This is a genomic window from Streptomyces sp. PA03-1a (assembly GCF_033792805.1).
Taxonomy (GTDB): domain Bacteria; phylum Actinomycetota; class Actinomycetes; order Streptomycetales; family Streptomycetaceae; genus Actinacidiphila.
In genome coordinates this window covers 1-26,894 of sequence record NZ_JARAVO010000120.1, presented here as the reverse complement: position 1 = coordinate 26,894, position 26,894 = coordinate 1, and the positions used below count along the sequence as shown (strand labels likewise).

The window sequence follows — 26,894 nt, the reverse complement described above, 5'->3', positions numbered from 1 at the left end:
GTGATAACAGGGTGTGTGCGGGTTCCGCGCGGCCTCTTGGGGCCCCTCGGGCGCCCCCCGGGCCCCCGCGCGGGGGGCGGGGCGCGCCCCCCCGCGGGGGCGGAGGGGGCGGGGCCCCGCGGGGGCGCCCGCCCCCCCCCCCCCCCCCCGGGGCGGGCGCGGCGCGGAGGGGAGAGAGGCTTGCTCCCTTTCTTTTTTTCTGGGGGGGGGGGGGGGGGGGGGGGGTGCCCCGGTGTGCAGGCGACCGTGCCGGGCGCCGTGCCTAACGGCTGCGGACCTCGTCGGCGTCCAGGCCGCGGTCCACGCCGTGCGGGATCACCTGCTGGCCCGGCTCCGGCTCCAGCCGCTTGCCGTCGAGGGTGACCTCGACCTTGTCCGGCTCGAAGGAGACCAGGTCGTCGATGCGGCCGACCTCGGGGTAGGCGTCGCGGTACGACCACGCCGCCTTCCTGGCACCGCCGATGTCGTAGTAGGCGGCGATCCCCTTGTAGGGGCAGAAGGTCCGGTCCTCGGCGGGCGTCAGCGCGCTCTCGTCGACGTCCGCGCGCGGCACGTACCACCGGGGCGCGAAACCCGACTCGTAGAGCACCACGGGATGCCCGGACCGGGCCACCACACGGCCATCGGAGCGGACCTCCAGCGTGCGGGAGGTGGTGCGGATGTCGATGCGGTGGTATGCGTCCGCGGCGTGACCGAGGATGCGGTCGTCCTCCTCGTAGAAGGCGTCCATCGCCCGCCAGGCGAAGGCGATCCGCCCCTTGAGGTCGCCCGCGTGCTCAGGGAGCGCGACCAGTTCCCAGGCGGCGCGCTCGGCCGTCCGCCCGCCGGCGCGTACCGCGAACCAGGCGGTGTCCCCCAGGTCCTTGTGCCGCGTGACGTGGTTTCCGGCCACCAGCGCCTCGGGCAGGACGTCGGAGCGCGGGAAGTACGCGACCGGATAGCGGCCCGGCTCGTGGAGCAGCACCACGTCCTCGCTATCGGCGATCCACTCGCCCGCGAACCGGACCCGCATGCGGCGTCGAAGGCGCTCGGCGAAGAGCATGCGCTCGGGGAGCGGATCGGGCACCAGGAAGTGTCCGATCCGGGTGGTGGAGAGCGGCCCCTGCTGCCAGGACAGTCCCATGGCTTTTCCTTCCTCGTCGGCCGTCGTAATGGATACTTCGACGCTAGAACCGTTAGTGACGTGGAACAAGCGATCAAGGATTCGTCTTTTGGAGGCGATCACGTCGTAATTCGACGGTCCGGGATCGGCTGGATTCCCGGTGCCCTAATGCATATCTTTCCTCTGTGAGCGTTCGTGTCGGGCTCGAGGAGCTGCAGGCCGCGGGTTTCCCCATGGGCGGGGAGCCCCTGGTCGCACTGGACCTCGCGGACACGGTGAAGACCGCCCGCGAGCCGGCCGAGGACCTGATCGGGACTCCTGCCGCGGCCGCCGCCTGGTGGGGGATCCAGGCGAGGAGGCTCCCGCCGGGCCCCGCCCCCGATCCGGTGGCGACCCGCAGGCTCCGTGCGGCCGTCCGGGAGGCGTTCGACGCGCATCTGGAGGGCCGGCCCGTGGATCCCGCCGCGGTGGAGGACATCAACGCCGCGGCCTCCTCCGTGCCCGTCAGCCCCCGGCTCGTCGTCACCGGAGAAGGACTCCGGGAGACCGCCAGGCGGCACACCGAGTACGGCGGCAACGCCGCCCTCGCGGTGATCGCGGCCGAGGCCGTGGCGCTGCTGGGCAGCCCCGACCGGCTGCGGCTCCTGCGCCGCTGCGCCAACCCGGAGTGCTCGATGCTGTTCCTGGCGGGGAACAGGCGCCGCAAGTGGTGCGCGAGCAACGTCTGCGGCAACCGGACCCGCGTCGCACGCCACTACGAACGCAACCGTTCCGGCCGCGCCTCCCCGGCCGGATGAGCTGCCCGGCCCGGGCCGGTGACCCGCCGCTCAGACCGGGACCCGGCCCAGGAAGCCACGGATGTACTCCGCGATGGGCTCCAGATGGCTCTCGAGCGCGAAGTGCCCGGACTCCACCAGGTGCACCTCGGTGTCCGGCAGGTCGTGCCGGAAGGCGCGGGCACCGTCGGGCCCGAAGATCTCGTCGCGCTCGCCCCACACGGCCAGCAGCGGGACGTGGGAGTCCCTGAAGTACTGGTGGACCGCCGGGTACATGTCGACGTTGCGCGGGTAGTCGCGGAACACGCTGAGCTGGATCTCGGCGTTGCCCGGCCGGTCCAGGAGCGCCTGGTCGTGGACCCAGTTGTCGGGACTGACCAGGCTGGGGTCGGCCACCCCGTTCAGGTACTGCCAGCGGGTGGCCTCCAGGGTCAGCACGCCGCGCCCCGGCGCCTCCGTCTCGGGGTTCGGGTCCTTGGCGTAGCCGAACAGCCCGTCCCAGAAGGGCATGACGAACCCCTCCGTGTACGCGTTGCCGCTCTGGATGACGATCGCGGTGATCCGCCGCGGGTCCGCCAGCGCCAGTCGCCATCCGATGGGGGCGCCGTAGTCCTGGACGTACACGGCGAAGCGGTCCACGCCGAGCTGTTCAGCAGCCCGGAGGCGACCTCGGTGAGGCGTCGAAGGTGTACGGGAAGTCCGTCGCCGCCGGCATGGCCGACTGGCCGAAGCCGATGTGGTCGGGGGCGATCACGCGGTGGCGGTCGGCGAGGGCGGGGATCCGGTTCCGGAACATGTGCGAGCTCGTCGGGAACCCGTGGAGCAGCACCAGGACGGGTGCCCCGGGGTCACCGGCCTCCCGGTGGAAGACCTCCAGGCCGTTGACCCCGGTGGTGCGGTAGTGGACGGTGCGGGTCATCTTCGACCTCCTGGGCGCTGTGATCGGTTGCTGTTGTGGGGGCGGGCACCGATGACGACGGCGGGGCCGGGTGCGGCTAGGCGGTCGGGAGCGCGGCGGCGGTGTCCACCTTCGGGAGCCCCCGGCTGTGCAGGTCGGCGATGAACCGCCGGACCAGGGCGTCCGAGGGCGTCATCGTGAGGGCCACGATGTCGCGGTGGACGCGGGGCTCCAGCCGCCGGACCACCGCCGCGGGCCGGCCGGCCAGGGCCGACACCGGCACCAGGCTCACCCCCATGCCCGCTCCCGCGAGCTGGGCGGCGGTGCGCGGACTGCGCGTGCGCAGCACGGGACTCAGGGTCACCTGGTGCGAGGTGACGAACCGGTCCACCCAGACCGCCATCCCGTTGTCCGGGTCGTAGTGGACGAAGGGCTCGTCGGTGAGCTCCTTGACCGCGACCGACGCCCGCGAGGCGAAGGGATGACCGGGGAAGGTGACCACCACCATCTCCTCCCGCCCCAGCACCTCCGCGTGGGCCGTCGTCGTGGTGGGTTCCGGTCCCACCACCAGGTCGGTGGCGCCGTTCATCAGGTGCTCCACCATGCGGTCGGCGCTGCTGAACTCCGCCAGTTCCAGTCGGACCTCGGGCCGGCGCGAGCGCCAGCGGCGCAGTACCGGTACGAGGAGCCACGCGGTCATGGTCTCCGCGCAGGCGATCCGCAGCCGCCCGCCGCTGCCCGCGCCGACCTGCCGTCCGATCCGGACGGCCCGGGTCGCGGCCGCCAGTGCGATCCGGGCCTCCTCGGCCGCGGCACGGCCGGCCGCCGTCACCCGCACACCGCGGGCCAGCCGCTCGACCACGGACGTGCCCAGTTCCCGCTCCAGCGCCGCGATCTGGTGGGAGAGCGCCGGCTGGGACATGTGCAGGGAGGCCGCGGCCCGGGTGACCGAACCCTCGTCGACCAGGGCCACCAGGCACTCCAGCGCCCGCAGTGTCGCCATGTCTAAAATCTATCCGAACTGTTCGAAACTTCCATAAGCCGAAAATCTCCCGGCTCTCCCTGCGGCGGGTGCGCGCCGGCTTCACTCCGTCCGGTGGAAACCGCGCTCCTGCACCAGCCAGGTGTTGCCGTCCGGGTCGGCGAAGTCGACGAAACTGGCGTAGTCACGGCGTTCGGGGTCCGGCCCGGGCCGGAAACCGCCCTTCCACCCGTCGCGGGGCCACTTGTGCCGGACCTCGCCGACCGCCACGCCCCGCTCGGCGAGATCCCGGCGGGCCCGCTCGACGTCACCGACGACCAGGTGGAGGTCGCGCAGCGACCCCGGGACGGCATCGGTGGGACCGGTCCCGATCTGCACCGAGCACGCCGATCGCGGCGGTGTCAGCTGTACGACACGGAAGTCGTCGCCGGGTGCGTAGTCGACGTCGAGGGTGAAGCCTGCGCGCTCCGTGTAGAACACCGATGACCGGTCGACTTCGCTCACCGGCACTGACGACCTCGAAGCTGTAGTCCATCGGTCCATCTTTGATCAGCGCTGCGGCACATCGCCACCGATGGGGCATGCGCAGCTCGAATGACCATTGAAGAAAGCGAGAATCCCGCGCCGGCGCCCCCGCGACCGACATGCTGTGTGGCCTCCGTCGCCGCCGTACGCCGGCGCCTAGGATCACATCATGGCAAATCCCCCGGATCGTGATGTTCCGTCAGGTCCGGCCGCCGGCGACGGTATGCGCCTGGCGGACACCAGCCGGGTCGAGGGCTTCAGCGACGCCGTCTTCGCCATCGTGAATCACGCTGCTCGTCCTCGACCTCTACGATCCGGACCACGGGCCCGGCGAACTCGTGCCGGGGCTCGCCGGCAAGTGGCCGGCGTACGTGGCGTTCCTCGTCTCGTTCGTCTGCGTCGGCGTCATCTGGCTCAACCACCACGGGCTCTTCCGTCTGATCCGCCGGATGGACGTCGGCCTGCTGTGGATCAACCTCGCCATCCTGTTCAGCGCCGTCATCGTGCCGTTCCCCACCGCGGTCCTCGGTGACGCGTTCGGCGATGCGGGGAACCCTCACGACCAGCGCGTCGCGGTCGTCCTGTACGCGCTGGTCGCGGCCGTCATGTCGGCGCCGTGGTGGGGGGTGTTCGGCTATCTGTGCGACCACCCGGAACTGCTCGAGCCCGGTGTGTCGCCCCGCTACCTCCGCTCGCAGCGGACCCGGCCGCTGACCGGCCTCGTCCTGTACGTGGTCTGCGGCATCGGCGGCTGGTTCATCGCCCCCGTGGGGGGTGTGCATCGCCGTGGTGATCGTCCACCACGGCCTCACCAGCGAGGGCCTCCACGAAGGTCCCCTCGGCCGGCTCTTCGGGGCCGCCCGGCGGCGATGAGCCGTGCCGCCCCCGTCACGCAGGTCCGCTGCCCGGCTGGAAGGGCCCCAGGCGGGGCACGGACGCCTTGCCGGTGTTGGAGACCTTGCCGCCGGTCCACGGCACCTTCAGGGACGCCGTCTCGTCCGGCGGGGTGATGAGCACGGCCGCCGGGGTCACCGTGGTCACGCCCGTGATGGACGGGTTGGAGAAGGACATCGCCGACCAGGCACTGGCTCCCGGTGCGAGCGAGACCCGCCGTGCCGGCTGACCCGTGGCGCGTTCCGGGTCCACGGTCACCTGTTCCCCGGCGGCGTTGACGAAGGCGATGCCCGGGAAGCCGTAGACCGTGCAGGTGCGAGCGGAGCGGTTGGTGAGGACGACCGGGAAGTTCTCCTGGCCCGCCCCGGGGTCGTTGCGGCCGATCGACGCGCTGAGGTCCGAGGTGTGGCAGCGCCCGCCGGCCTGCGGGGGCGTGGAGGCGGTGGGGGACGGCGGGTGGTGCGCCGCGGGGGCGGAGCCGTCGGTGTCCTCGGAGGGCGTGGCGGAGGTCGGCGGCTCACTGCTCGTCAGGTCCCCGCTCGCCGGACCCGCCGAGCCGGGGAGGGTGTGCGGGGCGCTCGCGGTGCCGTTCCCGCCGCCCCCACAGCCGGTCAGGGCCGCCAGGACGAGCCCGCCCGCGAGCAGCGGGACGACTCTGCCACGGCCGGTGCGTCGGCCAGACGGCGTCGCCCTCCGGTCGAGCCGCTCGATGGGCCTTGCCTCGTGCTGGGCCACGTGCATGTCTCTTTCCTCCTCGGCAGGGCGCCGCCGGGTGTCCTGTGCCGGTCCGCATCCTGTACTCCTGGTGAGATGCACCGCGGGCGGCGGAAGTTCTCGCCGATCCGTGGCACCGCTCAACCGGTGATCCGCAGACCGCCGAGGACATCGTCGGTCAGGTCGGGGCCGCCGTCCTGCCGGATCTGCACGTACACCTGGGGCTGCGCGGCACCCGCCCGGGTGAGGCTGATCTCGTCGATCGAGCCGCCCTCCGCGCCGCAGCCGGTCCAGTGACGGACCCGCCCGCTCCATCCCGGCGACCCTTCGGTCCCGTAGCCGCGGCTGCCCCGGTAGCGGCAGCCGCCGTGCCGGATGGCATCCACCCGGGCGGTGAGGTCGCCCCGCTCGCTCAGCCCGACGAACACGCCGTCGACGCCGGAGCCCAGGTCCTGCCAGCTCCTCACGTCGCCGGCGACCAGGAGGGCCGGCTCATGGGTATCGGGAAGGCCCAGCACCCCGGGGCTCCAGCCGCCGCGGACGAGTTCGCGGCCCCAGCCCGCGGGGACCTCCACCCGGATCCGGCCGGTGGCGTCGCTGACCGCCGTCGGCGGCACTTTCTGCGGCGCCCCGGAACGCGAGGCGGCGAGACCCGCGCCGGCGGCCGCGAGCGCCGCGGCGCACAGGGCGATCACCAGGGTCCGCCCACACCGCCGGCGCGGCCGTCCTTCCTCGTGGCCGGCGGACCGGGCGGCCAGCGCCTCCAGTTCGTCGGCGAAGCGCGACGCGCTGGGCCAGCGCTTGCGCCGGTCCGGCTCCAGGGCGCGCAGCACCGCCCGCTCCACGGCCGCCGGGACGTCCGGGCGCAATCGGCCGGGCCGTACGACCTTGCCCGCGGGGCCGGGCACCGAGCCCGTGACCAGGTGGTACAGCAGGGCCCCCAGGCCGTACACATCGGCGCGCACGTCGATGCCCCCGTCCGGGCGGGCCTGTTCGGGCGCCATGTAACCGGCCGAACCGGCGGCCATCGTCAGACCGGAGGCCTGGGCGAGCGCCTTCGCCAGGCCGAGGTCGGCCACGAGCACCCGCTCCTGACCCTCCCGCGCCCCGGTGATCAGCACATTGGACGGCTTGATGTCGCGGTGCACGACGCCCGCCTCGTGCAGCGCCGCGACACCGCGGGCGGCCTCCGCCGTGAGCCGCAGCGCCTCGGCCAGGGCCGGCCGTCCCTGGCCGAGGAGGTCGTCCAGGGTGCCCCCGTCGGCGTACTCCATCACGAAGTACGGCCGCTCGTCGGGCAGTTCCCCGATGTCGAAGACCTGCACCAGCCGGCTGGACGCGGCCTTGCGCAACAGCCGGGCCTCGGAGAGGAAGCGCTCGCGCAGGTCCAGGCGGTACGCCCAGTTCTCGGCCATCACCTTGACGGCGACGGGCGCGTCGAGCGAGTCGTCATGGGCCAGCCACACCATCGCGAACGCCCCCGAACCGACAGGTCGCACCAGCCGGTAGCGGCCGATCTGCTGAGGTGGGGGCATGTGCCTATCATGCACCGACCCCGAGAAGGACCGAGGAGGACCCCTGTGACGCCCGCCCAGGAGACGGAGGAGCTCGCCGCGCGGGCGGCGGCCGGGGACGCCGCGGCCCTGGAACTGCTCCTCGCGCGGATCCGGCCCGAGGTCATGCGCCGCTGCGGGCGCTTCCTGCCCCATCGGGAGGACGCCGAGGAGGCCGCCCAGGACGTGCTGTTCCAAGTCGCCCGCAGCATCGGCTCCTTCGAGGGGCGCAGCCTCTTCCACACCTGGCTGTACACGGTCGTCGCCAACTGCTCCCGCCAGAAGTACCGCGAACTCAAACGGCGCCGCGCCGAGCAGCCGCTCTCCGCCGCCGAGGCCGACACGCCCGACCCGCGCAGGACCAGCGTGGTCGCCGGGACCCGGCTCGACCTGCTGGACGCCCTCGAGCGGCTGGAGGCCACCGGCCCCGAACTGGTCGCGCCGCTGGTGTACCGCGACATCTGCCAGATGGAGTACCGCGAGATCGAGGAGCGCCTCGGCATCCCGCTCGGGACGGTCAAGTCGCGGCTGCACAAGGCGCGCAGACAGGTCCGGCAGTGGCTGGTGGACACGGCCTGAGACGTCCGCGACCGCGGTTCGCGGGAAATTCCCCCGCCGGACCCGGAACTTCCGCCGGACTTCGCGCAACTCACCCATCCGGGGGCGGTGTGTGCCGCCGCCCGAGGATGCCGACAGGAGTTGCGATTTGTCCATGTTCCCGAGCCGTCCGCCCCACCGGCGCAGACGGCTGTCCCTCGGCGCCGGGCTGCTGAGCGCCGCCGTCCTTGCCGCGCTCGGCGTCCCCGCCCAGGCCCTGGCCGCAGAGGGCGGGCGGACCACGGCGCCGCCCGCGTCCGCGCAGCCGCCGGGGGGTCACGTCGAGCCGCTCTGCGGTACGCCCAAGCCGCACGAGTTCACCTGCTTCGGACTGCGCCGCACCGACGTTCCCGCGCGCAAGGGCGCGCGGGCGGCCGGGCAGGACCCGGAGGGCTTCGGGCCCGCCGACCTGCGCAGCGCCTACGGCCTGCCCGCCGACGGCGGGGCGGGGCGGACCATCGCCGTCGTCGACGCCTTCGACAACCCGAACGCCGAGGCCGACCTCGCCCTCTACCGGGCGCAGTACGGGCTGCCCGCCTGCACCAGCGCCGACGGCTGCTTCACCAAGGTCGACCAGCGCGGCGGCACCCACTACCCGGACCCCGACCCCGGCTGGGCCGGGGAGATCTCCCTCGACCTGGACATGGTCTCCGCCGTCGCCCCGAACGCCCGGATCCTGCTCGTCGAAGCCGACTCCGCCGGCATCGACGACCTCGGTGCCGCCGTCGACCAGGCCGTGGCGCTCGGCGCGGGGTACGTCTCCAACTCCTACGGCTCCAACTACGCGTTCTTCCCCGAGGACCCGGGTGAGTCCGCAGCCGACGTCCACTACGACCACCCCGGTGTCGCCGTCGTCGCCTCGTCCGGGGACTCCCGCTACGGCGTCGCCTACCCGGCCGCGTCCCCCCACGTGACCGCGGTCGGCGGCACCACCCTCACCCGGGACGCCGGCGCCCCGCGCGGCTGGTCGGAGTCGGTGTGGAGCCACGACGGGGCCGGAACCGGCTCCGGTTGCTCCCGCTACGAGGCCAAGCCCGCCTTCCAGAAGGACACCGGCTGCCCGGGGCGCACGGTCGCCGACGTCTCGGCCGTGGCCGACCCGGCCACCGGTGTCGCCGTCTACGACAGCTACAGCGGCGGCGGCTGGGGCGTGGCGGGCGGCACCAGCGCCTCCGCGCCGATCATCGCCGGCGTCTACGCCACCGCCGACGCCCCGGTCGCCGGGACCTACCCCAACACCTACCCGTACGCCTCCGGCGGCGCCGGACTGCACGACGTCACCTCCGGCGCCAACGGCCGGTGTTCCCCGGCGTACCTGTGCACCGCGGGCCCCGGCTACGACGGGCCCACCGGCCTGGGCACCCCCGACGGCACGGGGGCCTTCCGGATGGGGCCGCACGGCACCGTGACCGGCACGGTCACCGACCGGCGCAGTGACGCGCCCGTGCCCGCGGCGGTGGTGACCGCGGGCATCTTCCGCGCCACCACCGACGCCCGCGGCCGCTACCGCCTGCCGCTGCCCGCCGGCCGGCACGACGTCCGGGTCGAGGCCTACGGCTACGCGCCCGGACAGCCCGCGGCCGTGGACGTCACCGACGGCACAGCGCTGCTCCGGGACGTCGGCCTGCGCAAATTGCCGACCCACCGGGTGACGGGCACCGTCACCGACGGGTCCGGGCACGGCTGGCCGCTCCATGCGAAGATCACCGTGGACGGCGTCCCGGGTGCCCCGGTCTGGTCCGACGCCTCCACCGGCGCGTACCGTCTCGACCTCCCCGGGAACCACACCTACACCCTCCGGGTCGTCAGCGACGACTCCCACTACCGGTCCCTGGTACGGCAGGTGACGGTGGGCTCCGCCGACCGCGGCCTGCGCCTGGCGCTGCCCGCGGACACCTGGGCGACCGGCAACCCCGCCTACCGTCTGACGGTGCGCACCCTCGACACGCAGCGCTTCGACTCCACGGCCGGGGCACCCGGGGGCTGGAGCGTCGCCGACGCGCCCGGCACGGCCCACGGCTGGGCGTTCGACGATCCGGGCGGCCGCGGCAACACCACGGGCGGCTCCGGGGCCTTCGCCGTCGCGGACAACGACCACGCCGGCTGGGACACCGCACTGGACACCCAGCTGATCAGCCCCGCGTACGACTTCAGCGGCACCGGCGATCCCGCGCTGGCCTTCGCCACCGACTACCAGGGTTCCGCGGAACAGAGCGGTGACGTCGACGTCAGCGACGACGGCGGCAGGACCTGGACGACGGTGTGGCACCAGGACCAGCTGTGGAGCAGCGGCCGCGTCGACGTCCCGCTGACCGCCTACGCCGGCGAGCGCGCGGTGCGGCTGCGCTTCCACTTCACCGGGCCCGGCATGCTCTGGGCCGTCGACGACGTGACGGTCAGCCGGCGGATCCTCACCCCCGTCCGCGGGGGAGTGGTCACCGGCACGGTCACCGACGCCAACACCGGACGGGGACTCGTCGGCGCGGTGGTGCGTGGCGGGGTCCACGGCCCCTCGGCGCCGACCACCGCCACCACCGGCGACCCGCGCACCGGTGACGGCCTCTACCGGCTGTTCGTCCCCGGTGGCGGCAGCCGCGCCGTCACCGTCGCCAAGCCCGCGTACCGGACCACGTCCCGTACCGTGACCGTCCGGCCGGACCGGGCGGTCAAGGCCTCCTTCTCCCTCGCGGCGGGGCGGCTGTCGGTCGGCACCACCCGGATCGACACCACCACCGCACCCGGTGGCAAGGCGGCCCGGAAGGTGACCGTGCGCAACACCGGCACCGCCCCCGCCACGCTCCGCATCGGCGAACGCACCGGCACCGGCGCGGACTCCGGACCCCCGGCCACGGCCTGGCGCACCCTGCCGGACCTCCCCGTCCCGGTGATGGACAACGCGGTGGAGACCTACGGCGGCAGGCTCTACTCCGCCCTCGGCTCCGACGGCTCCACGCCCACCGCCGACCTGTACGTCTACGACCCGTCGGCGGGCACCTGGACCCGCGGCGCCACCGCGCCCGAGCCCCGGCAGGCCACCGCCCACGGGATCATCGACGGCCGCCTCTACGCGGTCGGCGGCTGGGGCCCGCAGGAGACGGTCAGCAGCACCCTGCAGGTCTACGACACGGCGCGGAACACCTGGGCGCAGGGCCCGGCCGTTCCCCAGGGCCACTACGGCGCGGCGGGCGCCGTCCTCGACGGGCGGCTGTACGTCGTCGGCGGATGCACCAACACCGAGTGCGCGAACACCGTGTCCGTCTTCGACCCGGCCTCCGGCAGGTGGGCCAGGGCCGCGGACTACCCGCAGTCGATCAGCTGGGCCTCGTGCGGCGCCATCAGCGGCAAGCTCTACTGCGCTGGCGGCACCCACGAGTACGTGGAGACGGCCGCGGCGTACGTCTACGACCCTGCCTCCGACGCCTGGCAGCCCCGCGCGGACATGCCCGTGGGCCTGGCCACCGCCGCCTACGCAGCCGCCGACGGGCGGCTCCTGGTGTCCGGAGGCTTCAAGCGGGTCGGCGTCAACAGGGTCCTGACCCCGGAGGGCTACGCCTACGACCCCGGCGGCGACACCTGGTCCGCGCTGCCCCGCACCACGACCGCCGTGTACCGAGGCGGCGGCGCCCCCGGCATGTACCGGGTGGGCGGCAGCGACCAGAGCCGCTTCCCCGTGCCGGTGGCCACCGTGGAGGAACTGCCGGGCTGGGACGGGACCGAGACGGACGTGGGCTGGCTGTCGGAGAGCCCGGTCCGTCTGACCCTGCGGCCCGGCGAGCGGGCGACGTTCACGGTCACGGCGGACGCCCGCGGGATCCGCGGGCCGGCGGACCGGGCGGCGTCCCTGGTGATGCGGAGCGACACACCGTACTGGCTCCCGCCGGTCCCGGTGTCCCTGCACGTCACGAAGGGGCGCACCCCATAGGCCCCATCGCCGCGCCCCCGGGCGGACCGGAGTCCGTCCGGGGGCGCGGCGCCTGCTGCTAGACCCACCTGCAGGTGAGCCACTTCTCGTGGTCGTAGTGGTCCTGCGACGGGTACCGCTCCACGATGGGCACCACCTCGGTGGTGTCCTCGGGCCGGACGCGTTCGGGCAGGGCGCCGAAGCGGGCCTGGCGCGTCACCGCGCCGGTGTCAGCGGCCTTGGCCAGCTTCACGACCTTGACGACCTTGACGGCCTTCTGCGTGTTCGGCATGCCGGTCCTCTCTCTCGCGGTGTCGTCCTCAGAAGACCTGGAGGAAACACCCGCAGGCGATGGTGACGACGGCCACGGCCACCGTGGCCACTTTCATGACGCTGAGCACTTTCACGGAACCCTCCGGTGGGGCATCGGCGGAGTCGGGCACCACCGCGGCTGCTGCCGACGTTCGCACAGGCGATCGTCACCTGTCAAGGAGGTGACGAGCGTCGGACCTTTGAGGTCCACCGCGCCATGGCGCGGGCATCACGCCTGGTAGACGGAGTGCAACTCCTGGTACGCCTGGAGCCCCTCCGGGCCCAACTCCCGGCCGAGGCCGCTGGCCTTCACGCCCCCGTACGGGGAGGCGAGGTCGGGCACGTAACCGTTGATCCCCACCGTGCCGCTGCGGATCCGCCGGGCGACGCGCGTGCCGTGCTCGGGATCGGCGGTCCAGACCGTGCCCGCGAGGCCGTACGCGGAGTCGTTGGCGAGTCCGACGGCCTCGTCCTCGCCGTCGTACGGCGTGATCGACAGGACCGGCCCGAAGATCTCCTCCTGGGCGATGACCGAGGCGTTGTCGACGTCGGCGAAGACGGTCGGCTGGACGAACCAGCCCCGGTCGAGATCGGCCGGCCGCCCGCCGCCCGTCGTCAGCCGGGCGCCCTCGCGCAGTCCCCTGGCGATGTAGCCCTCCACGCGGTCGCGCTGTCCGGCGCTGACGAGCGGACCGATCTGCGTGGTGCGGTCCAGGGCGTCGCCCAGGACGGCACCGCCCGCCATCGCCGTGCAGAACTCGACCACCTCGCCGTAGCGGTCGGCGGGGGCCAGGATCCTCGTACTGGCGAAGCAGGTCTGGCCGTTGTTCAGCAGGCCGGCCATGAAGAACGGCTCGGTCAGCGAGCCCAGGTCGGCGTCGTCGAGGACGACCGCGGCGGACTTGCCGCCCAGTTCCAGCGTCACCGGGCGCATCAGCGACGCGCACGCGACCGCGACCTGCCGTCCCGCCGCCGTCGACCCCGTGAACGACACCTTGTCGACCCCGGGGTGGGAGACCAGGTACGCGCCCGCGCCGGGACCGCCGGGCACGATGTTGACGACCCCGTCGGGGAGGCCCGCCTCCTCGATCGCGTCCGCCAGGACCATCGAGTCGAGCACGGTCTCCGGCGCCGGCTTGAGCACCAGGGTGCAGCCGGCGGCCAGCGCGGGCGCGATCTTGAAGAAGGCGATGGTCTGCGGGAAGTTCCAGGTCATGATCGCGGCGACCACCCCCACGGGTTCCCTGCGGACCAGGGTGCTGCCGCCGGGCAGCCCGGCGCGGCGTTCCTCGAGGGGCGCCCCGGTGACGAGGCCCGCGTAGTAGCGCAGCAGGGCGGCCGGGACCGTCCCCTCGAAGGGCTCGGCCGTGGAGATCGGCATGCCGTTCTGCGCGCTGACCGTGCTCGCCGTCAGGCGGCTCCGGGCCTCGAGCGCATCGGCGAGCCGCAGCACGACCGAAGCGCGGCGCTCGGGCTCCCACCGGGGCCATCCGCCGGGGGCGTCGAAGGCGGCACGGGCCGCCCGCACGGCGTCGTCCACGTCCGCGTCCAGGGCCTCGGGCACCGAGCCCAGGTACACGCCGGTGCTGGCGGACGCGGCGGTGATGGTCCGGCTACCGGCTGGTGTCGTCCACTGCCCTTCGATGAACAGGCGTTTCACATCCATGATGGGTACTTCTTCCGGCTGCGGCCGGGCCGTGTTCACCCGGCTTCGGATGATTCGGCGCGGCGGGAAGCCGGCGTGCGTCCGTCCAGCCGGCCGTCGGGCGGCCGGTGGTGGCTTCCACCGCGTGGGAAGCGTTCTTTTCGCGACTGATGGCCGAGAATACTCCTATCTGATGGCATCTGCCCTCAGATGTCGATCGGGGTGACCGTATGAGGAAGTACGGCGGCATGACCGCCGAGGAGCGCGTCGCGGCGCGGCGCCGCCGCATCATGGACGCGGCCATCGAGCTGTTCTCCACCCAGGGCTACGGCGGGACCTCGATGCGCGCGGTGCTCCGCCACTGCCACCTGCCCGACCGCTACTTCACGGAGAGCTTCGCCTCCCTCGACGAACTGCTCGCCGCGATCCTCGAGGAGATCCAGCAGGACGAGGCCGCGAGGTGCCGGGCGGCCCTCGCCACGGGCGGTACGCGCCGCGACCGGGCACGCGGCATGCTCGACGTCCTGGCCGGCGGCGTGGTCGACGACCCGCGCAAGGGCCGGATCAAGCTGGTCGAGTCACTCGCCGGCGGACCGCTCGCCGCCGCCGAACGACGCCGCGGCCTGCGCCGGCTCGCCTCGCTGGTGGAGTCCCTGCTCCGCGAGGACTGGGCCGCCCCGGGCACCGACGTGACCGCGATGGCCATGGCCGTGGTCGGCGGGGTCAACCAGATCCTGCTCAACTGGGTGGACGGCGGCCTCGCCTTCTCCCGCGAGGACTTCGTCGACCAGGCGCTCCACTTCTTCGACGCCGTCGCCGCGTTCGGCGCCGGCCCGCCGCCCGAGGGCCGTTGACCTCGTGCCGTCGCCTGGACGTACGGCAGTCCCGGCGTCGGACCTTCGACTACGGCGTCAGCACGATCCTGCCGAAGACCTCGCCCGCGTCCATCTTCCGGTGCGCCAGAACGGCTTCGTCCAGTGGCAGCACCTCGTGCACCACCGCTGCGATCTCGCCGCGACCGGCCGCGGCGAGCTGTTCGCCGCGCACCGCACGCAGGTCGGCCGGGGCGACGGTGGCCGCGCTGAAGGTGGCGAAGGACAACGACTTCCGGAACGCCGCCATGAGCTTGGTGCCGAAGTCCGCGGGCGGCTGACCTGCGACGGCGCCGACGGCCACCATGCGGCCGTTCGGGTTGAGCCGGTCGAGGAACGACGGCATGTCCTCGCCGGCCACGACGTCGATGATGACGTCATAGCCCGCAGGAGCCTCTTCCCCTCCGTCGCCGGAGCGGTCCAGCACGTGGGTCGCGCCGAGACGGCGCAGCCGCTCGCCGCGACCGGCCGACGAGGTCGTGACCGCCACCGCGGAGGCACCACCGCGAGCCGCGAGCTGCACGGCCATGATCCCGATGTTGCCGGACGCGCCCCGCACCAAGACGGTCTCCCCGGGGGCGAGATGGGCGTGGCGAAGCCCGAAGTGCGCCACCGCGCCGGCACTGCCGAGCGTCACCGCGTCGACGACGGACAGGCCAGCGGGCAGGGGAAGGATCTGCTCGACCGGTACGACGGCCTGTTCGACGTAGCCGCCGCCGGTGCCGGTGGAGCCCCACACCCGCCGGCCGATCCACGAGGCGTCGACGCCGTCGCCGACCGCGGTCACGGTGCCGGCCACCTCGCTGCCCGGGATGAAGCCCTCCGTGAATCCGTAGGCGGCCAGAGCCCCGCTCCGTCGTCTCCCTGTTCTCGTACCGCCTCCGGGCGGGCTCCACGTCGTGGACGGTAATCGGACGCCCCCGTCCGTTTGGGTAAAGTGAGACGGGTGACCGGCCAAGTGCCTCAGAAGCTGCGGTCCGACGCGATGGACAACCGCGACCGCATCCTCGACGCGGCCCGAGCGCTGTTCTCGGCCGGCGGCCTGGAGGTGCCGATGCGGGCGATCGCGCGGCGAGCCGGGGTGGGACCTGCCACCTTGTACCGGCGTTTCCCGACCAAGCAGATGCTGGTCGCCGAGGCCTTCGCGGACCAACTGCACGCATGTCGGGCCATCGTCGACGAGGGGTGCGCGGATCCCGATCCGTGGCGTGGCCTGTGCCTGGTGATCGAGAAGATCTGTGAGCTGCACGCACGCGATCGGGGCTTCACCGAAGCCTTCCTGTCGGCCTTCCCCGGGACACCGGATGCCGGGGGACGTGAGTACACGGTGAAGGCGGTCGCCGGACTGGCCCGGCGGGCCAAGGACGCGGGGCGCCTGCGGGCCGACTTCGTCCTGGACGACCTCATCCTCGTCCTGATGGCCAACAAGGGGATCCACACCGCATCGACCGCCACCCAGGTCGCGGCCTCCCGACGCTTCGCGGGGCTGGTGATCCAGGCCTTCGAAGCCCGCCCCCGGCACGCACCGCTCCCGCCGGCGGCGCGACTGGCCTTCGCGGCACCGGCCGACGGCTGACCGGGGACGAGCGGGGTCCACGCTCGACGTGATCGGACCGGAGCGCCCGGGAACGCCGGCGGGCGGGACCGCTGGCCGCGGTCCCGCCCGCCGGGTGCACTGCCGGGGCGTCAGCGCAGGCCGAAGGCCCGGGTGATCGTCTGCGAGACGGTGTTGCCCGCGTCGTCCCGGGCGGTGACCCGGAGCGTGGCGAAGCCCGCGGACTTCGGGGCGCGCAGGCCCGCCCGCCAGCCGCTACCGCTGCGGTCCAGGTCGGGGCGCTGCCAGGTCTTCCCGTCGTCGTAGGAGACCTCCAGCGAGGGCTTCCCGATGGCGGCGGTCGTACCGGGCAGGTGCGAGGCGGTCACCGTCAGCTTGGCGTGCCGGTCCGCCCGGCCGGCCCTGTCGGTGTCCACGCCGTAGTCGAGCTGGATCAGCGGCAGGGACACCGCCGACTCGGGCCCGGTGGCCGCGGAGGTGAAGTTCCACTCCGTCAGGGTGTGCGTCGAGTACGGGTGGGTCCAGGCCGCCCGGTCGTTGTCGACGACCAGCCGGTAGGGCAGCCGCTCGGGGGCGAGTCCGGTGATCGGCAGGTACTCGGCGTTGCCCCAGTTGAGCTGCTGGTCGCCCTGGTAGAGCGACATCCAGTCCTTGACGTCGTAGTTGCCGTAGGCCTCGCCGACGTGGCCGGAGCCGGAGTCGCCCCAGCCGGGTGCGGGGATGTAGACCCCGTCGAGGTAGCGCACCGGCTGGTAGCCGATGGGGCCCATCCGCGGGCGCTGGATCGGCCCGAACCAGCTGACCTCGGCCGTCTTCCCGGCCGGGTAGCGCAGCACGTCCATCGAGTGCTGCCCCGTCTCGCTCAGGATGAAGGCGTCGTCCAGCCAACTGGCGTCCGCGGTGACCCAGTCGGTCCGGTCGCCCTGGGCGGGAGCGGTGAGCTGGTTGCCGACCACCCAGCCGCGCCAGACGTCGGGGCGGAACTCCATCGCCTTGCCCTGGCGGTGGTTGCGGAACGAGACGTCCACCTTGCCCAGCTCGCGCTGCGTGACGCGCCAGGTCGGGTCCGCCGGTACCGCGCCGGACCAGTGGTGCACCACGTCGTAGACGTAGTCGGTGGTGGGGTTCGAGGTGACCTTCAGCTTGACCGGGCCGTGCCCGAGCGCTCCGATGAGGTCGGCGCCCTGGTCGGCGTCGAGGGTCGCCACCGTCAGCGGCGCCGGGCTCTCCGGGCTCCAGGGGCCCTCGTCCCAGGGCTGGAGCCGGCCGATGCCGTCGTTGACGACGACGAGCACCTGCGCGCCCGCCGCCGCCGCGGCTTCCGCCTGCGCCTGGATGCCGGACGGGTCACCGCCCCGCACGACCACGGCCTTGCCGCGGACGTTCGTGCGGGCCAGATCCGCGGCCGTGCCCTCACCGGCGTAGACCGCCGTGAGTGTCCGGGTGCCGGCCGGCAGTGGCTCGGCCCCGCGCTTGACCAGCGGGTCGGCGTAGGTCCTCGAGGCCGTGCCCACGGTCAGCGCCGGCTGCTCCAGGCGGAAGCGGGCACCGAACTCGAACTCGCCGTCGGTGACCTTCTTGCCGGTCGGAAGCGCCCAGATGCTGTCGTAGGTCTCGTTGGGCAGCATGGACGACTCGACCAGGCTGTCACCGAAGGACCGGTGGACGTCCAGGCGTGGTGCGACGGGGGTGGTCTGCTGCGGGGCACGCGCCAGGATCTGACGCATCTTGCGGCCGTCGAGGGTGACGGACCGGTCCTGGTCCAGCTGCACGTCGTTGAAGGCCAGCAGTGCCATGCCCAGGGAGTGCGGGCCGTTGGCGCCCTGTACGTCCGCGGTGAGCCAGCCGCTGTAGGTGCCGACGGGCAGCCGCGCGGTGCCGGTGCCGGACGCGTCGAGGTCGATCGTGGTGAAGAGGCCCTCGGCGGTGAGCATGACCCGGCCGGCCAGCGGCTTGCCCGACCGGTCCTTGGCGGTGATGGTCAGGGTCTGCCGCCGGCCTTCCTTGGCGGCGCCGATCAGCGTCTTGGCCCGGACCGCGCCGGTGCCGTCCGTGCCGGTGATCATGCCGCTGATCGACTGGTCGAGCGGCAGCCGGTCCAGGTCCGCGGTCAGGGAGACCGAGGCCGTGCCGTGCGCCGGGACGGTGACCTTGTCCTCGGAGAGGGTGAACAGCCCTGCCGGGGCCTTCGAGCCGATCGCCAGGTCCAGACTGACCGGCGCGTCGCCGGTGTTGGTGTACGTCACCTTCTGGACGTCGGTCTCACCCGGCTTCTGCGGCCAGGCGTAGAAGCCGGAGAATGCGCTGACGGTCGCGAAGACCGAGGTGTGGACGGCCGCCGGTGCGTCCAGCCGGCCGGCACCGGCCTCGTACGGGGAGTACGCGGGGGTGGCCTTGGTGCTGCTGACCAGCGCCTCCTTCAACTGCGGGCCGGTCCAGTCCGGGTGGGCGGCGGCCAGCAGCGCGGCGGCGCCGGCGACGTGCGGGGTCGCCATCGAGGTGCCGCTCATCGTGGTGTAGTAGCCCGAGCCCCGCTTGTAGTGGGAGCGGGCCGCCAGGATGTCGACGCCGGGCGCGGTGATCTCCGGCTTCAGCCCGGCGTCGCCGTCACGCGGACCGGTGCTGGAGAAGTCGGCGAGGTGGTCCGCGGAGTCCACGGCGCCTACGGTCAGCGCGGAGTCCGCGGCACCGGGGCTGCCGATGGTGTGCGGGCCGCTGTTGCCCGCCGCGATGACGAACAGCGCGCCGGTCTCGCGGCTGAGCCGGTCGACCGCCTGGCTCATGGGGTCGGTGTGGTCACCGCCGCCGCCCAGGCTCATGCTGATGATCCTGGCCTTCTGGTCCCGGGCGGCCCATTCCATGCCCGCGATGATCCAGGACTCCTGGCCGCTTCCCTCGCTGTTGAGCACCTTGCCGATGTCCAGGCGGACGCCGGGGGCGACGCCCCGCTCCTTGCCGTCGGAGGCGCTGCCGGTGCCGGCGATCGTCGAGGCGACGTGGGTGCCGTGGCCCTGGTAGTCGAGGGTGTCCTGCTCGTCGGGGATGAAGCTGGCGCTGGTGTCGATCCGGTCGACGAGGTCGGGGTGTTCGGCGTCGACTCCGGTGTCGAGCACCGCGACCTTGACGCCCTCGCCGGTGTTGCCCTCCGCCCAGACCTTGTCCGCGCCGATCTGGGCGGTCGAGTCGGCCAGATCGGCCTTCACCTTGCCGTCGAGCCAGACCTTGGCGACACCGCCCGCGAAGGCGGGCTTCGCGGACCGGGCCGCCGCACCGGCGCCGCCGGTCAGGGCCGACCAGAACGCCGGAGCCTGCTTGCGGTTCTGCGCGAGGGCCGCGCCCTGGATGCTGTCCAACCGGTGGACGTCGCTGGAGCCCGCCATCTTCGGCAGGGTCCGGGCCTTGGCCGCGGCGTCGGTGTAGCTCACGATGAGCGGCAGCCGGGAGGAGTGCGCGTCGTCGTAACCGTCGGCGATCAGCTGGGTGACGTTGAACAGCTGTTTGTCGAGCTTCCCGGCGCTGACGTAGGGCAGGACGGCGTCGGGGTACACGTAGGTGGCCCCGTCGACGACTGCGCGGTGGAAACCGGTGGTCGTGCCGTTCGCACCTTGGAAGGACCGGACGGTGGTGCCGTCGGGGGCGGTGCCGATCGTCACCTTGTCGCCGGTGATGAGGGTGACGGTGTGCGTGCCGCCGTTGCCGGGTGGCCGTTGTGCGGCGCCGGCGGCGGGCCCGCGACCGGCGGGGTCCGCGGATACGGCGGCCGTGGCCGGTATGACCCCGAGTGCCAGGGCGGCGACCACGCCGAGCGTGATCGCCCCGGACCTGGTCCGGGGGATGTGAAGCGTGGGCAAGGAAACTCCTCAAGCCATGTGAAGAGTGGACGGCCATTGATCTTCGAGGCGCCCCCGCCCCCGCTCAAGGGCCCCGGGGCGTCGCTCTTGTGCCATGGCACAGTTGTGTCATCACGAGGCCGCCCGAACGCCGTCGTATGCCGACAAGACCCGCTATGCCAGGGAGTTCGGGGACACGGCCGCGGGCAGCTTCGTGCGGTGCCGGATCCATCTGGTCCGGGCGCGCGGATGGCCGTGGACGTACGCGCAGGGGAGCGTCACCGGGCCCCTGCCACGTGCGGCGGAGCTTGGCGGCTCGTCAGGAATGCCCAGGGAGGGCGACGTTGGGGATCCCGCTGGCGCGGGGCCTGCCGGCGATCTCCGGGCGTTCCCGGCTGCCGAAGTCGACTTGACCCCCCCAGGGCGACCGCGAGGTGCTCCGGCGTTCCCTGACGTGACCTCACCTACGCTGCCGAAGCTGCGCGTTGCCGCACCCAGACGGGCAACGGCGTCGCCGTCACCAGTCGCGGGCCGCCTCCAAGAGCCGTTCGCGTACGGCGGTGACCGGCGCGCGGGCAGGCGCGCCCGCGCGTCCGACCAGGAAGCCGGTGTTGATGGGCGGGTCCTCCGGCGTCAGCAACTCCACCAGCGCGCCGGACGCCAGCTCCGCCTCGCACAGGTAGCGGGGGAGCACCGTCGCACCCCCGCCCGCGACGACGGCGGCGAGCACCCCGCGCAGGTCCGGGACGACGACGGCGGGCCGGGCGGTCAGACGCGTACGGAAGACGTGGCGCCAGTAGCGGCGCAGGATGGGCAGGTCCTCGGCGTACGCCACCAGCGGGACCTCGCGCAGCGGGCCGGGGTCGTCGCAGGTGAGCCGCCCGATCCCGGCGGCCCATTCCGGCGTCGTCACCAGGACGAACTCCTCGTCCATCAGCGGGACGGCGGCCAGGGAGCGGCCGCGCGGCCGTACCGCCGACAGGACGAGGTCGAAGCGGCCTGCGTGCAGGCCTTCGAGCAGGTCCTCGGCGAGGCCGGTGGTGATGCGCAGCAGGACGCCCCGGGCCGCCAGTGGCGCGAGGACGGGCAGCGCCCGGACGGACACCATCTCCGCCGGCCCCGCCAGGTGCACCGGTTCCGGGGGCGCCTCCGGGTCCGGGCGACCGCGGCCGGCGACCTCGGCCAGCGCGTCCAGCGGCCCGGCGACCTGCCCGGCCAGTTCGTCGGCCACGGACGTGGCGGCCACCCCCCGCGGGAGCCGCTCGAAGAGCTGCCGGTCGAGCTGCTGCTCCAGCGCACGCACCTGCGCGGTCACGGTGGGCTGCGAGATGCGCAGCATCCGGGCGGCCGTGGTCAGGGAACGGGCCCGGTACACCGCGAGGAACGTGCGCAGCAGCCCCAGGTCCAAAGGCGCGCCGGGAGGCGGGGCGGCGGCCGTCCCGCCGTCGTCGGGGCGAGATGCGTTCCCATCGGCATTCTGATGAGCCATGTCGAGGATCCTATTGGTTGGCTGATGGCTGTGCGACCTAGGGTCGGGAACGTTCCGCCGCCGGTCAACCTGCGGTCCCGCACATCCCGCTCCGGCCGTGTCCGGGCGGAGACCAGGAAGTACGCAGACATGGCAGAGATCCTTCTCGTGGTGACCGGCGCCGATCACCCGACGCTGGCCGACGGCACCGAGCACCCCACGGGCTTCTGGGCCGAAGAGCTCACGGCGCCCTACCGCGCCTTCACCGAGGCCGGCCACCGGGTGGCCGTGGCCACGCCGGGCGGCGTCGTCCCCACCGCCGACCCCGTCAGCCTCGCGCCCGAGCTCAACGGCGGTCCGGCGGGCGCCGCCGCCGCGACCGCGGCCCTGCGGGCCGTCACCGCACTGCACACCCCGCTGGTTCTGGCGGACGTCGACCCGGCCCGCTACGCCGCCGTCTTCTACGTGGGCGGCCACGGCCCGATGCAGGACCTCGCCGTGGACGCCGACTCCGCCCGGCTGCTGCGCACCGTCCTCGCGCAAAGCACCCCGCTGGCCGCGGTCTGCCACGGGGTGGCCGCCCTGCTTGCCGCCCGGGACTCCGACGGCGTGTCGCCGTTCGCCGGCTATCGCCTCACCGGCTTCAGCGCCGCCGAGGAGACGCAGACCGGGCTGGCCGACCGGCTGGAATGGCTGCTCCAGGACCGGCTCGTCGCGCTCGGCGCCGACTACTCGGCGGGCGAGCCCTGGGCCCCGCACGTCGTCGTCGACCGCGGCCTGCACACCGGGCAGAACCCGGCGTCCTCCGCCGCGCTGGCCGCCGCAGTGCTGAAGACCCTCGGCTGACCGGCGCGCCCACCCACGGAAAGACCCACGGAAAGACCCACGGAAGTACCCACCTCATGCGAACGCCTCCCGTGCTCCCGGTCACGGCGGACCCGGGCCGTGGCCTCGTCGCCGCCCTCGGTCTCGGCGCCATGGTCGTCTCGATGATGCAGACCCTGGTGGTGCCGGTCCTCGGCACCGTCCAGCGGGACCTGCACGCCTCGGCCGCCGACGTCAGCTGGCTCGCCGACCGGTCCGGCCCCTCACCCCCAATCCCACTCCACCGGAGGGCACCCAGGTCGTCCCCGGAACAGAAAGGTGAACGACATGGCCACGATCCTCATCACCGGCGCCTCCGACGGGCTCGGCCGCGCCCTCGCGGAGGACCTCGCCGCCGACGGCGGGCACACCTGCTGCTGCACGGCCGTGACCCCGGGCGCCTCGCCGAGGTGGCCGCGGCCACCGGCGGCGAGCCCCACCGGGCCGACCTTTCCTCCCTCGCCGAAGTCCGGCGCCTGGCCGCCGGCATCGCCGCCCGGCGCGACCGGCTGGACGTGCTCGTCAACAACGCCGGCGTCGGTTTCCACGCGGAGGGCACCCGGCGGCAGACCTCCGCCGACGGACACGAACTACGCCTCGCCGTCAACTACCTGGCACCGCTCGTGCTGACCCGGGAACTCCTCCCGCTGCTCCACCGCGCGGCACCCTCCCGGATCGTGAACGTCGCCTCCATCGGCCAGCAGCCGCTCGACCTCGACGACCCCGAACTCACCCGCGACTACAGCGACGTCGCCGCCTACTGCCGCTCCAAGCTGGCGCTCATCTGCCACAGCCTCGACCTCGCCGATGAACTCTCCGGCACCGGCATCACCGTCAACAGCGTCCACCCGGCGACCTTCATGCCCACCGCCATGTCCCGGCGCTCGGGGATGGACGTCGTCGACTCCCTGGAGCAGGGCGTCGCCGCCACGCGGCGCCTGGTCGACGCTCCCGCGCTGGCGGGCGTCACAGGCCGGTACTTCGAGGGCGAGAAGGAAGCCCGGGCGGCCGCCGAGGCCTACGACACGGAGTACCGCCGGCGCCTCGCCGCGGTGACCGCGTCGCTGCTCTGACCCGGCGGGGCGGCCGTGCGACCCCGTTCCCTCCGGTTCCGGGTCGAGCACCCCGCGCGGACCGGCTCAATAGCGCAGTCTGGCCTTCGGTCCGTCGATGTGAAGGAAGCAGTTGCGCCAGACACGCAGCGGAGCCTCGCGGCCGTCCGCGTGCTCGAGGATGAGTTCCAGTTCCTGCAACGGCTTGGCGGCGGCGACGAATCGACTCCCGTCGGGGTCCTTGCCCGTGACGGCAGCGGCCAACGCCTCGAAGCGTGGCCTGACGGCCTCCCAACCCGCCTCCGGGGCGAAGCGGAGCAGGAGGAACGGCATGTCGCAGCCGTAATCGGTGAGCTTGCCTATGACGGTGTCCCCTTGTACCAGCCGCCACGTCATCTTGGCCCCCTGTCCGCGGCGAGCGCATTCCTTGTGATCTTAGTGCCCGGATGTCCTGAGTCCGGGTGCCCACGGCACGTGGTTTCGACGCCCGCCCCACGGGCACGCGCCGGTTGAGAGGCCGTGGAGGTGCCGAGATGAGCGCCGGAGAGAAAGCCAAGGCGAAGATGGAACAGGTCGTGGGGAAGACCGTGCGGAAGGCGGCCCACGCGGTGCACAAGGAAACGCTCGCGGCCAAGGGCGCCGCCCTCGAATCGCGCGGCAGGATGCGGGGCACGAAGGAGAGGACCAAGGACGTCTTCAAGCACTGACGACCAGCCCTACGAAGCCGTCGAGCGGAGGCCGGAGCCCGGTCGTGCCGTCCGGCCGGACGTGGGCGGCACGGTCCCGCCCACTTCACGGCGGAGATCGACGAGGCCGTTCCCGTCGTGTTGTTCGAGGGCGGCTCCGCGATCACCCCTCAGCAGTGCCTGGACCGGCTCCCGCGCCGAGGTACGCCCGCCGCGTCAGGACGGCTCGGCGGGGTGCTCCGGATCGTGGGCGGCCGCAAGGAAACGTTCCCTGTCGACGACGGCACGGTCGATCTCGCCCGTCGCGACGAGCCGGCCCCAGTCGTCGACGGCCCGCACCCGGAAGGTGAGCCGCCGGCCGGTGGGGGAGGGCGGAGGCTCGGCGAAGACGTCGACCTTGCCGCCGACCGGTGTGGCGCGGACGTGGTCTATCCGCAGTGCCGTCCCCACGGTCGTCTGTCCCGCCGCCGTGAAGGGCGTCGCGGCGTGCACCGTCTCCGCCTCCAGCCAGGCGACGAGCTGCGGCGTGGCCAGGACGGGTACGTCGCCGCTGCCCACCGTCGTCGCGGTGTCGGCATCGGTCACCTCGTAGCGCATGCCACCAACGCTAGGCCGTGTTGTCAAATGCCCGCCTGCTCGGCGACGCCTGGTACGGCACTCCCCCAGCCTTCGGCCGGGGGTGCCCCCACGCTGCGTTGTCGAATCGTCCGAGTAGCCCACTACGAGGACGACTCTCCGCCTTGCGATGCACCGCACCAGACGCCGCCGAGCCCGCCCTCCGGGCGGCCGGCGCTCATTTGACGACACGGCCTAGTACCGTCACCGCCCTGCTCCGCGGCAGCCACGTCCGGTCGGACCTCCGACTCGACGCCGGGCGGGCGACTAGCGGCCCGCGGACCCCGCGGAGTCCAGCCACCGGGCCAGGACCGCCGCCTCGCTGTGGTCGACGTCCTTGGTGGCGGTGAGCAAGGTGACCTTGTCGTGGGCGGCGAGGTCGCGCAGGTGCTCGACGGCCGGCCGGTGATCGGGGTCCCCCAGTTCGGCGATGTACCGTTCGCGGAACTCGGGGAAGCGTTCCGTGTCGTGGTGGTACCAGTGACGGAGGTCGGCCGACGGTGCCACGTCGCGGAGCCACTCGTCGAGGTGGGCCCGCTCCTTGCTCACGCCCCGTGGCCACAGCCGGTCGACGAGGACGCGTTTGCCCTCCTGGGACGAGGCGTCCTCGTAGATCCTGCGGTAACCGAACCGTCCGGCCATGGCCGTCGTCACCTTCTCCGGTCGCGGTACCCCCGCGATCTTCACTCTATCGGCGGTGCCGCGCCGCGGCCCGTCCGGAAGGGAGGGGGCCTCGGCCGGGCTCAGCCTGTCCGGTCCAGTTGCTGCTCCGACCAGATGATCTTCCCGAGTTCCGTCGGCCGGCTGCCCCAGCGCGAGGACAACTGCGCCACCAGGAAGAGTCCGCGGCCGCCCTCGTCGAAGGTGCGCGCCCGGCGCAGGTGAGGAGCGGCGTTGCTCCCGTCGGTGACCTCGCAGATCAGCGAACGGTCCTTGATGAGCCGCAGGTGGATCGGGGCGCGTCCGTGCCGCAGGGCGTTGGTGACCAGCTCGCTGACGATGAGCCCGGTGGCGAAGGCCCTGTCCTCCAGCCCCCAGGCGGCGAGTTTCGCGGTCGTCTCCTCGCGTACCGCCGCGACGGCCGAAGGATCGGCCGGCACGTCCCAGTGGGCGACGTCGGCCGCCTCCAGCGCGCGGGGCCGCGCGACGAGCAGCGCGGCGTCGTCGCTGCCGTCCCCGGGCAGCAGGGCGCCCATGATGTCGTCGCAGACCGCCGTGATCGAGGACGTGGCCGCGGTGAGGGACGCCTGGAGCCTGGCGATCCCCGCGTCGAGGTCCTGGTGCCGGGATTTGACCAGCCCGTCGGTGAACAGGACGAGCAGGCAGTCCTCGGGCAGGGTGACCTCGGCCGACTCGAACGGGAGCCCCCCGAGGCCCAGCGGAGGTCCCTCCGGGAGTCCCACCCGGCGGCTCGTGCCGTCCGGCAGCACCAGCAGCGGTTCCACGTGGGCCGCCCGGGCCATCCGGCACCGGCGCGAGACGGGGTCGTACACCGCGTAGAGGACCGACGCCCCGACCTCCGGATCGGGGGCGTTGGCCTCCGTCTCCTGGTCCAGCCGGTTCACGATGTCGTCGAGGCGGGTGAGCAGCTCCTCCGGGGGGAGGTCGATGTCCGCGAGGGTACGCACGACCGAGCGCAGGCGTCCCATCGTCGCGGCCGCACGCACCCCGTGCCCGACGACGTCGCCCATGACCAGGGCGACGCGTGCGCCGGACAGCGGGATCACGTCGAACCAGTCGCCGCCCACCCCCGCGGCGAGGTCGGCGGGCCGGTAGCCGTAGGCGGCGTCGACCGCGTTCTGGGCGGGCGGTTCCCTGGGCAGCAGGCTCTGCTGCAGCGTCAGGGCGGTACTGTGCTCGCGCTGGAAATTGCGGGCGTTGTCGACCGAGATGGCGGTCGTGGCGGCCAGTTCCTCGGCGAGCAGCAGGTCGTCGGAGTCGAACGCCGTTCCGCGGCGCAGGAACGTCACCACCCCCAGCGTGCCGCCCCGGGCCGTCAGCGGCACGCAGATGGCCCCTCCGCGCGCGTCCCGTTCGAAGCCGCCCTCCCGCC

21 protein-coding genes and 3 pseudogenes are annotated in these 26,894 nt (G+C 73.2%); 9 read left to right on the top strand and 15 right to left on the bottom strand.

The features are described 5' to 3' along the window. Positions 1–262: 262 nt before the first annotated feature. Complete coding sequence (locus PV341_RS25545) at positions 263–1,123, bottom strand: DUF427 domain-containing protein (protein WP_500359054.1); 861 nt, start codon at positions 1,121–1,123, stop codon at positions 263–265. A 164-nt stretch (positions 1,124–1,287) separates the two neighbouring features. Here PV341_RS25545 and PV341_RS25540 point away from each other — a divergent pair, with 164 nt between their 5' ends. Next, positions 1,288–1,899 (top strand): CGNR zinc finger domain-containing protein, encoded by a 612-nt coding sequence (locus PV341_RS25540; protein WP_500327643.1) that lies wholly within the window; start codon positions 1,288–1,290, stop codon positions 1,897–1,899. 30 nt (positions 1,900–1,929) lie between these two features. Here PV341_RS25540 and PV341_RS25535 read toward each other — a convergent pair. The 3 genes and pseudogenes from PV341_RS25535 to PV341_RS25525 form a co-directional block, all read right to left on the bottom strand. Further along, positions 1,930–2,797 (bottom strand): annotated as a pseudogene (locus tag PV341_RS25535) (alpha/beta fold hydrolase). A 76-nt stretch (positions 2,798–2,873) separates the two neighbouring features. After that, the gene (locus PV341_RS25530) at positions 2,874–3,779 is read right to left on the bottom strand and encodes a LysR family transcriptional regulator (RefSeq protein WP_500359053.1); all 906 of its coding nucleotides are present in this window, start codon (positions 3,777–3,779) and stop codon (positions 2,874–2,876) included. A gap of 81 nt (positions 3,780–3,860) precedes the next feature. Then, positions 3,861–4,262 (bottom strand): VOC family protein, encoded by a 402-nt coding sequence (locus tag PV341_RS25525; protein ID WP_500327639.1) that lies wholly within the window; start codon positions 4,260–4,262, stop codon positions 3,861–3,863. A gap of 359 nt (positions 4,263–4,621) precedes the next feature. Here PV341_RS25525 and PV341_RS25520 point away from each other — a divergent pair. Continuing rightward, positions 4,622–4,732, top strand: a pseudogene (locus PV341_RS25520) (TMEM175 family protein); the annotation flags it as partial. Between the two features lie 439 nt (positions 4,733–5,171). Here PV341_RS25520 and PV341_RS25515 read toward each other — a convergent pair. Continuing rightward, positions 5,172–5,918, bottom strand: coding sequence for a DUF4232 domain-containing protein (locus tag PV341_RS25515; RefSeq protein WP_500359052.1), 747 nt, complete (start codon positions 5,916–5,918; stop codon positions 5,172–5,174). Between the two features lie 113 nt (positions 5,919–6,031). Next, positions 6,032–7,426 carry a serine/threonine-protein kinase gene (locus PV341_RS25510; RefSeq protein ID WP_500359050.1) on the bottom strand — a complete coding sequence of 465 codons (1,395 nt, stop codon included), beginning with the start codon at positions 7,424–7,426 and terminating at the stop codon, positions 6,032–6,034. 9 nt (positions 7,427–7,435) lie between these two features. Here PV341_RS25510 and PV341_RS25505 point away from each other — a divergent pair, with 9 nt between their 5' ends. Beyond that, entirely contained in the window at positions 7,436–8,023 is a 588-nt protein-coding gene (locus PV341_RS25505; RefSeq protein ID WP_500327634.1) for an RNA polymerase sigma factor, read from the top strand. A gap of 133 nt (positions 8,024–8,156) precedes the next feature. Further along, positions 8,157–11,963 carry a Kelch repeat-containing protein gene (locus PV341_RS25500; protein ID WP_500359049.1) on the top strand — a complete coding sequence of 1,269 codons (3,807 nt, stop codon included), beginning with the start codon at positions 8,157–8,159 and terminating at the stop codon, positions 11,961–11,963. Between the two features lie 58 nt (positions 11,964–12,021). Here PV341_RS25500 and PV341_RS25495 read toward each other — a convergent pair whose 3' ends face one another. After that, positions 12,022–12,234 (bottom strand): hypothetical protein, encoded by a 213-nt coding sequence (locus PV341_RS25495; RefSeq protein ID WP_500359048.1) that lies wholly within the window; start codon positions 12,232–12,234, stop codon positions 12,022–12,024. Positions 12,235–12,483: 249 nt separating this feature from the next. Then, positions 12,484–13,920, bottom strand: coding sequence for an aldehyde dehydrogenase (locus PV341_RS25490; protein WP_500359047.1), 1,437 nt, complete (start codon positions 13,918–13,920; stop codon positions 12,484–12,486). Positions 13,921–14,129: 209 nt separating this feature from the next. Between PV341_RS25490 and PV341_RS25485 the strand changes: the two genes are divergently transcribed. Beyond that, on the top strand, positions 14,130–14,753 hold the full coding sequence (locus PV341_RS25485; RefSeq protein WP_500327628.1) for a TetR/AcrR family transcriptional regulator: 624 nt from the start codon (positions 14,130–14,132) through the stop codon (positions 14,751–14,753). A gap of 49 nt (positions 14,754–14,802) precedes the next feature. Here PV341_RS25485 and PV341_RS25480 read toward each other — a convergent pair. After that, positions 14,803–15,627: pseudogene (locus PV341_RS25480) on the bottom strand (zinc-binding dehydrogenase); the annotation flags it as partial. A 129-nt stretch (positions 15,628–15,756) separates the two neighbouring features. Between PV341_RS25480 and PV341_RS25475 the strand changes: the two are divergent. Beyond that, on the top strand, positions 15,757–16,347 hold the full coding sequence (locus tag PV341_RS25475; RefSeq protein ID WP_500327700.1) for a TetR/AcrR family transcriptional regulator: 591 nt from the start codon (positions 15,757–15,759) through the stop codon (positions 16,345–16,347). A 110-nt stretch (positions 16,348–16,457) separates the two neighbouring features. On the opposite strand, the gene PV341_RS25470 is transcribed toward PV341_RS25475, so the two are convergent. Both PV341_RS25470 and PV341_RS25465 read right to left on the bottom strand, forming a co-directional pair. Next, on the bottom strand, positions 16,458–20,177 hold the full coding sequence (locus tag PV341_RS25470) for a S8 family serine peptidase (RefSeq protein ID WP_500327627.1): 3,720 nt from the start codon (positions 20,175–20,177) through the stop codon (positions 16,458–16,460). Positions 20,178–20,673: 496 nt separating this feature from the next. Then, positions 20,674–21,645, bottom strand: a complete 972-nt coding sequence (locus PV341_RS25465) for a LysR family transcriptional regulator (RefSeq protein WP_500359045.1) — start codon at positions 21,643–21,645, stop codon at positions 20,674–20,676. Positions 21,646–21,774: 129 nt separating this feature from the next. On the opposite strand from PV341_RS25465, the gene PV341_RS25460 reads away from it, so the two are divergent. Both PV341_RS25460 and PV341_RS25455 read left to right on the top strand, forming a co-directional pair. Next, complete coding sequence (locus PV341_RS25460) at positions 21,775–22,470, top strand: type 1 glutamine amidotransferase domain-containing protein (RefSeq protein ID WP_500359044.1); 696 nt, start codon at positions 21,775–21,777, stop codon at positions 22,468–22,470. 428 nt (positions 22,471–22,898) lie between these two features. Beyond that, complete coding sequence (locus PV341_RS25455) at positions 22,899–23,561, top strand: SDR family NAD(P)-dependent oxidoreductase (RefSeq protein WP_500359043.1); 663 nt, start codon at positions 22,899–22,901, stop codon at positions 23,559–23,561. 66 nt (positions 23,562–23,627) lie between these two features. Here PV341_RS25455 and PV341_RS25450 read toward each other — a convergent pair whose 3' ends face one another. Then, positions 23,628–23,936 carry a hypothetical protein gene (locus PV341_RS25450; RefSeq protein ID WP_500359042.1) on the bottom strand — a complete coding sequence of 103 codons (309 nt, stop codon included), beginning with the start codon at positions 23,934–23,936 and terminating at the stop codon, positions 23,628–23,630. A gap of 137 nt (positions 23,937–24,073) precedes the next feature. On the opposite strand from PV341_RS25450, the gene PV341_RS25445 reads away from it, so the two are divergent. Next, positions 24,074–24,247: a hypothetical protein gene (locus tag PV341_RS25445; protein WP_500327619.1), complete on the top strand. Its 174-nt coding sequence runs from the start codon at positions 24,074–24,076 to the stop codon at positions 24,245–24,247. A gap of 195 nt (positions 24,248–24,442) precedes the next feature. On the opposite strand, the gene PV341_RS25440 is transcribed toward PV341_RS25445, so the two are convergent. From PV341_RS25440 to PV341_RS25430, 3 genes are all read right to left on the bottom strand, one after another. Beyond that, a complete protein-coding gene (locus tag PV341_RS25440; RefSeq protein WP_500327617.1) occupies positions 24,443–24,823 on the bottom strand; it encodes a thioesterase family protein in 381 nt (126 codons plus the stop codon). 285 nt (positions 24,824–25,108) lie between these two features. Continuing rightward, entirely contained in the window at positions 25,109–25,483 is a 375-nt protein-coding gene (locus tag PV341_RS25435) for a DUF488 domain-containing protein (RefSeq protein WP_500327616.1), read from the bottom strand. 101 nt (positions 25,484–25,584) lie between these two features. Beyond that, positions 25,585–26,894, bottom strand: a 1,310-nt coding sequence (locus PV341_RS25430) for an ATP-binding SpoIIE family protein phosphatase (RefSeq protein ID WP_500359041.1), incomplete at its 5' end; no start/stop codon positions are given.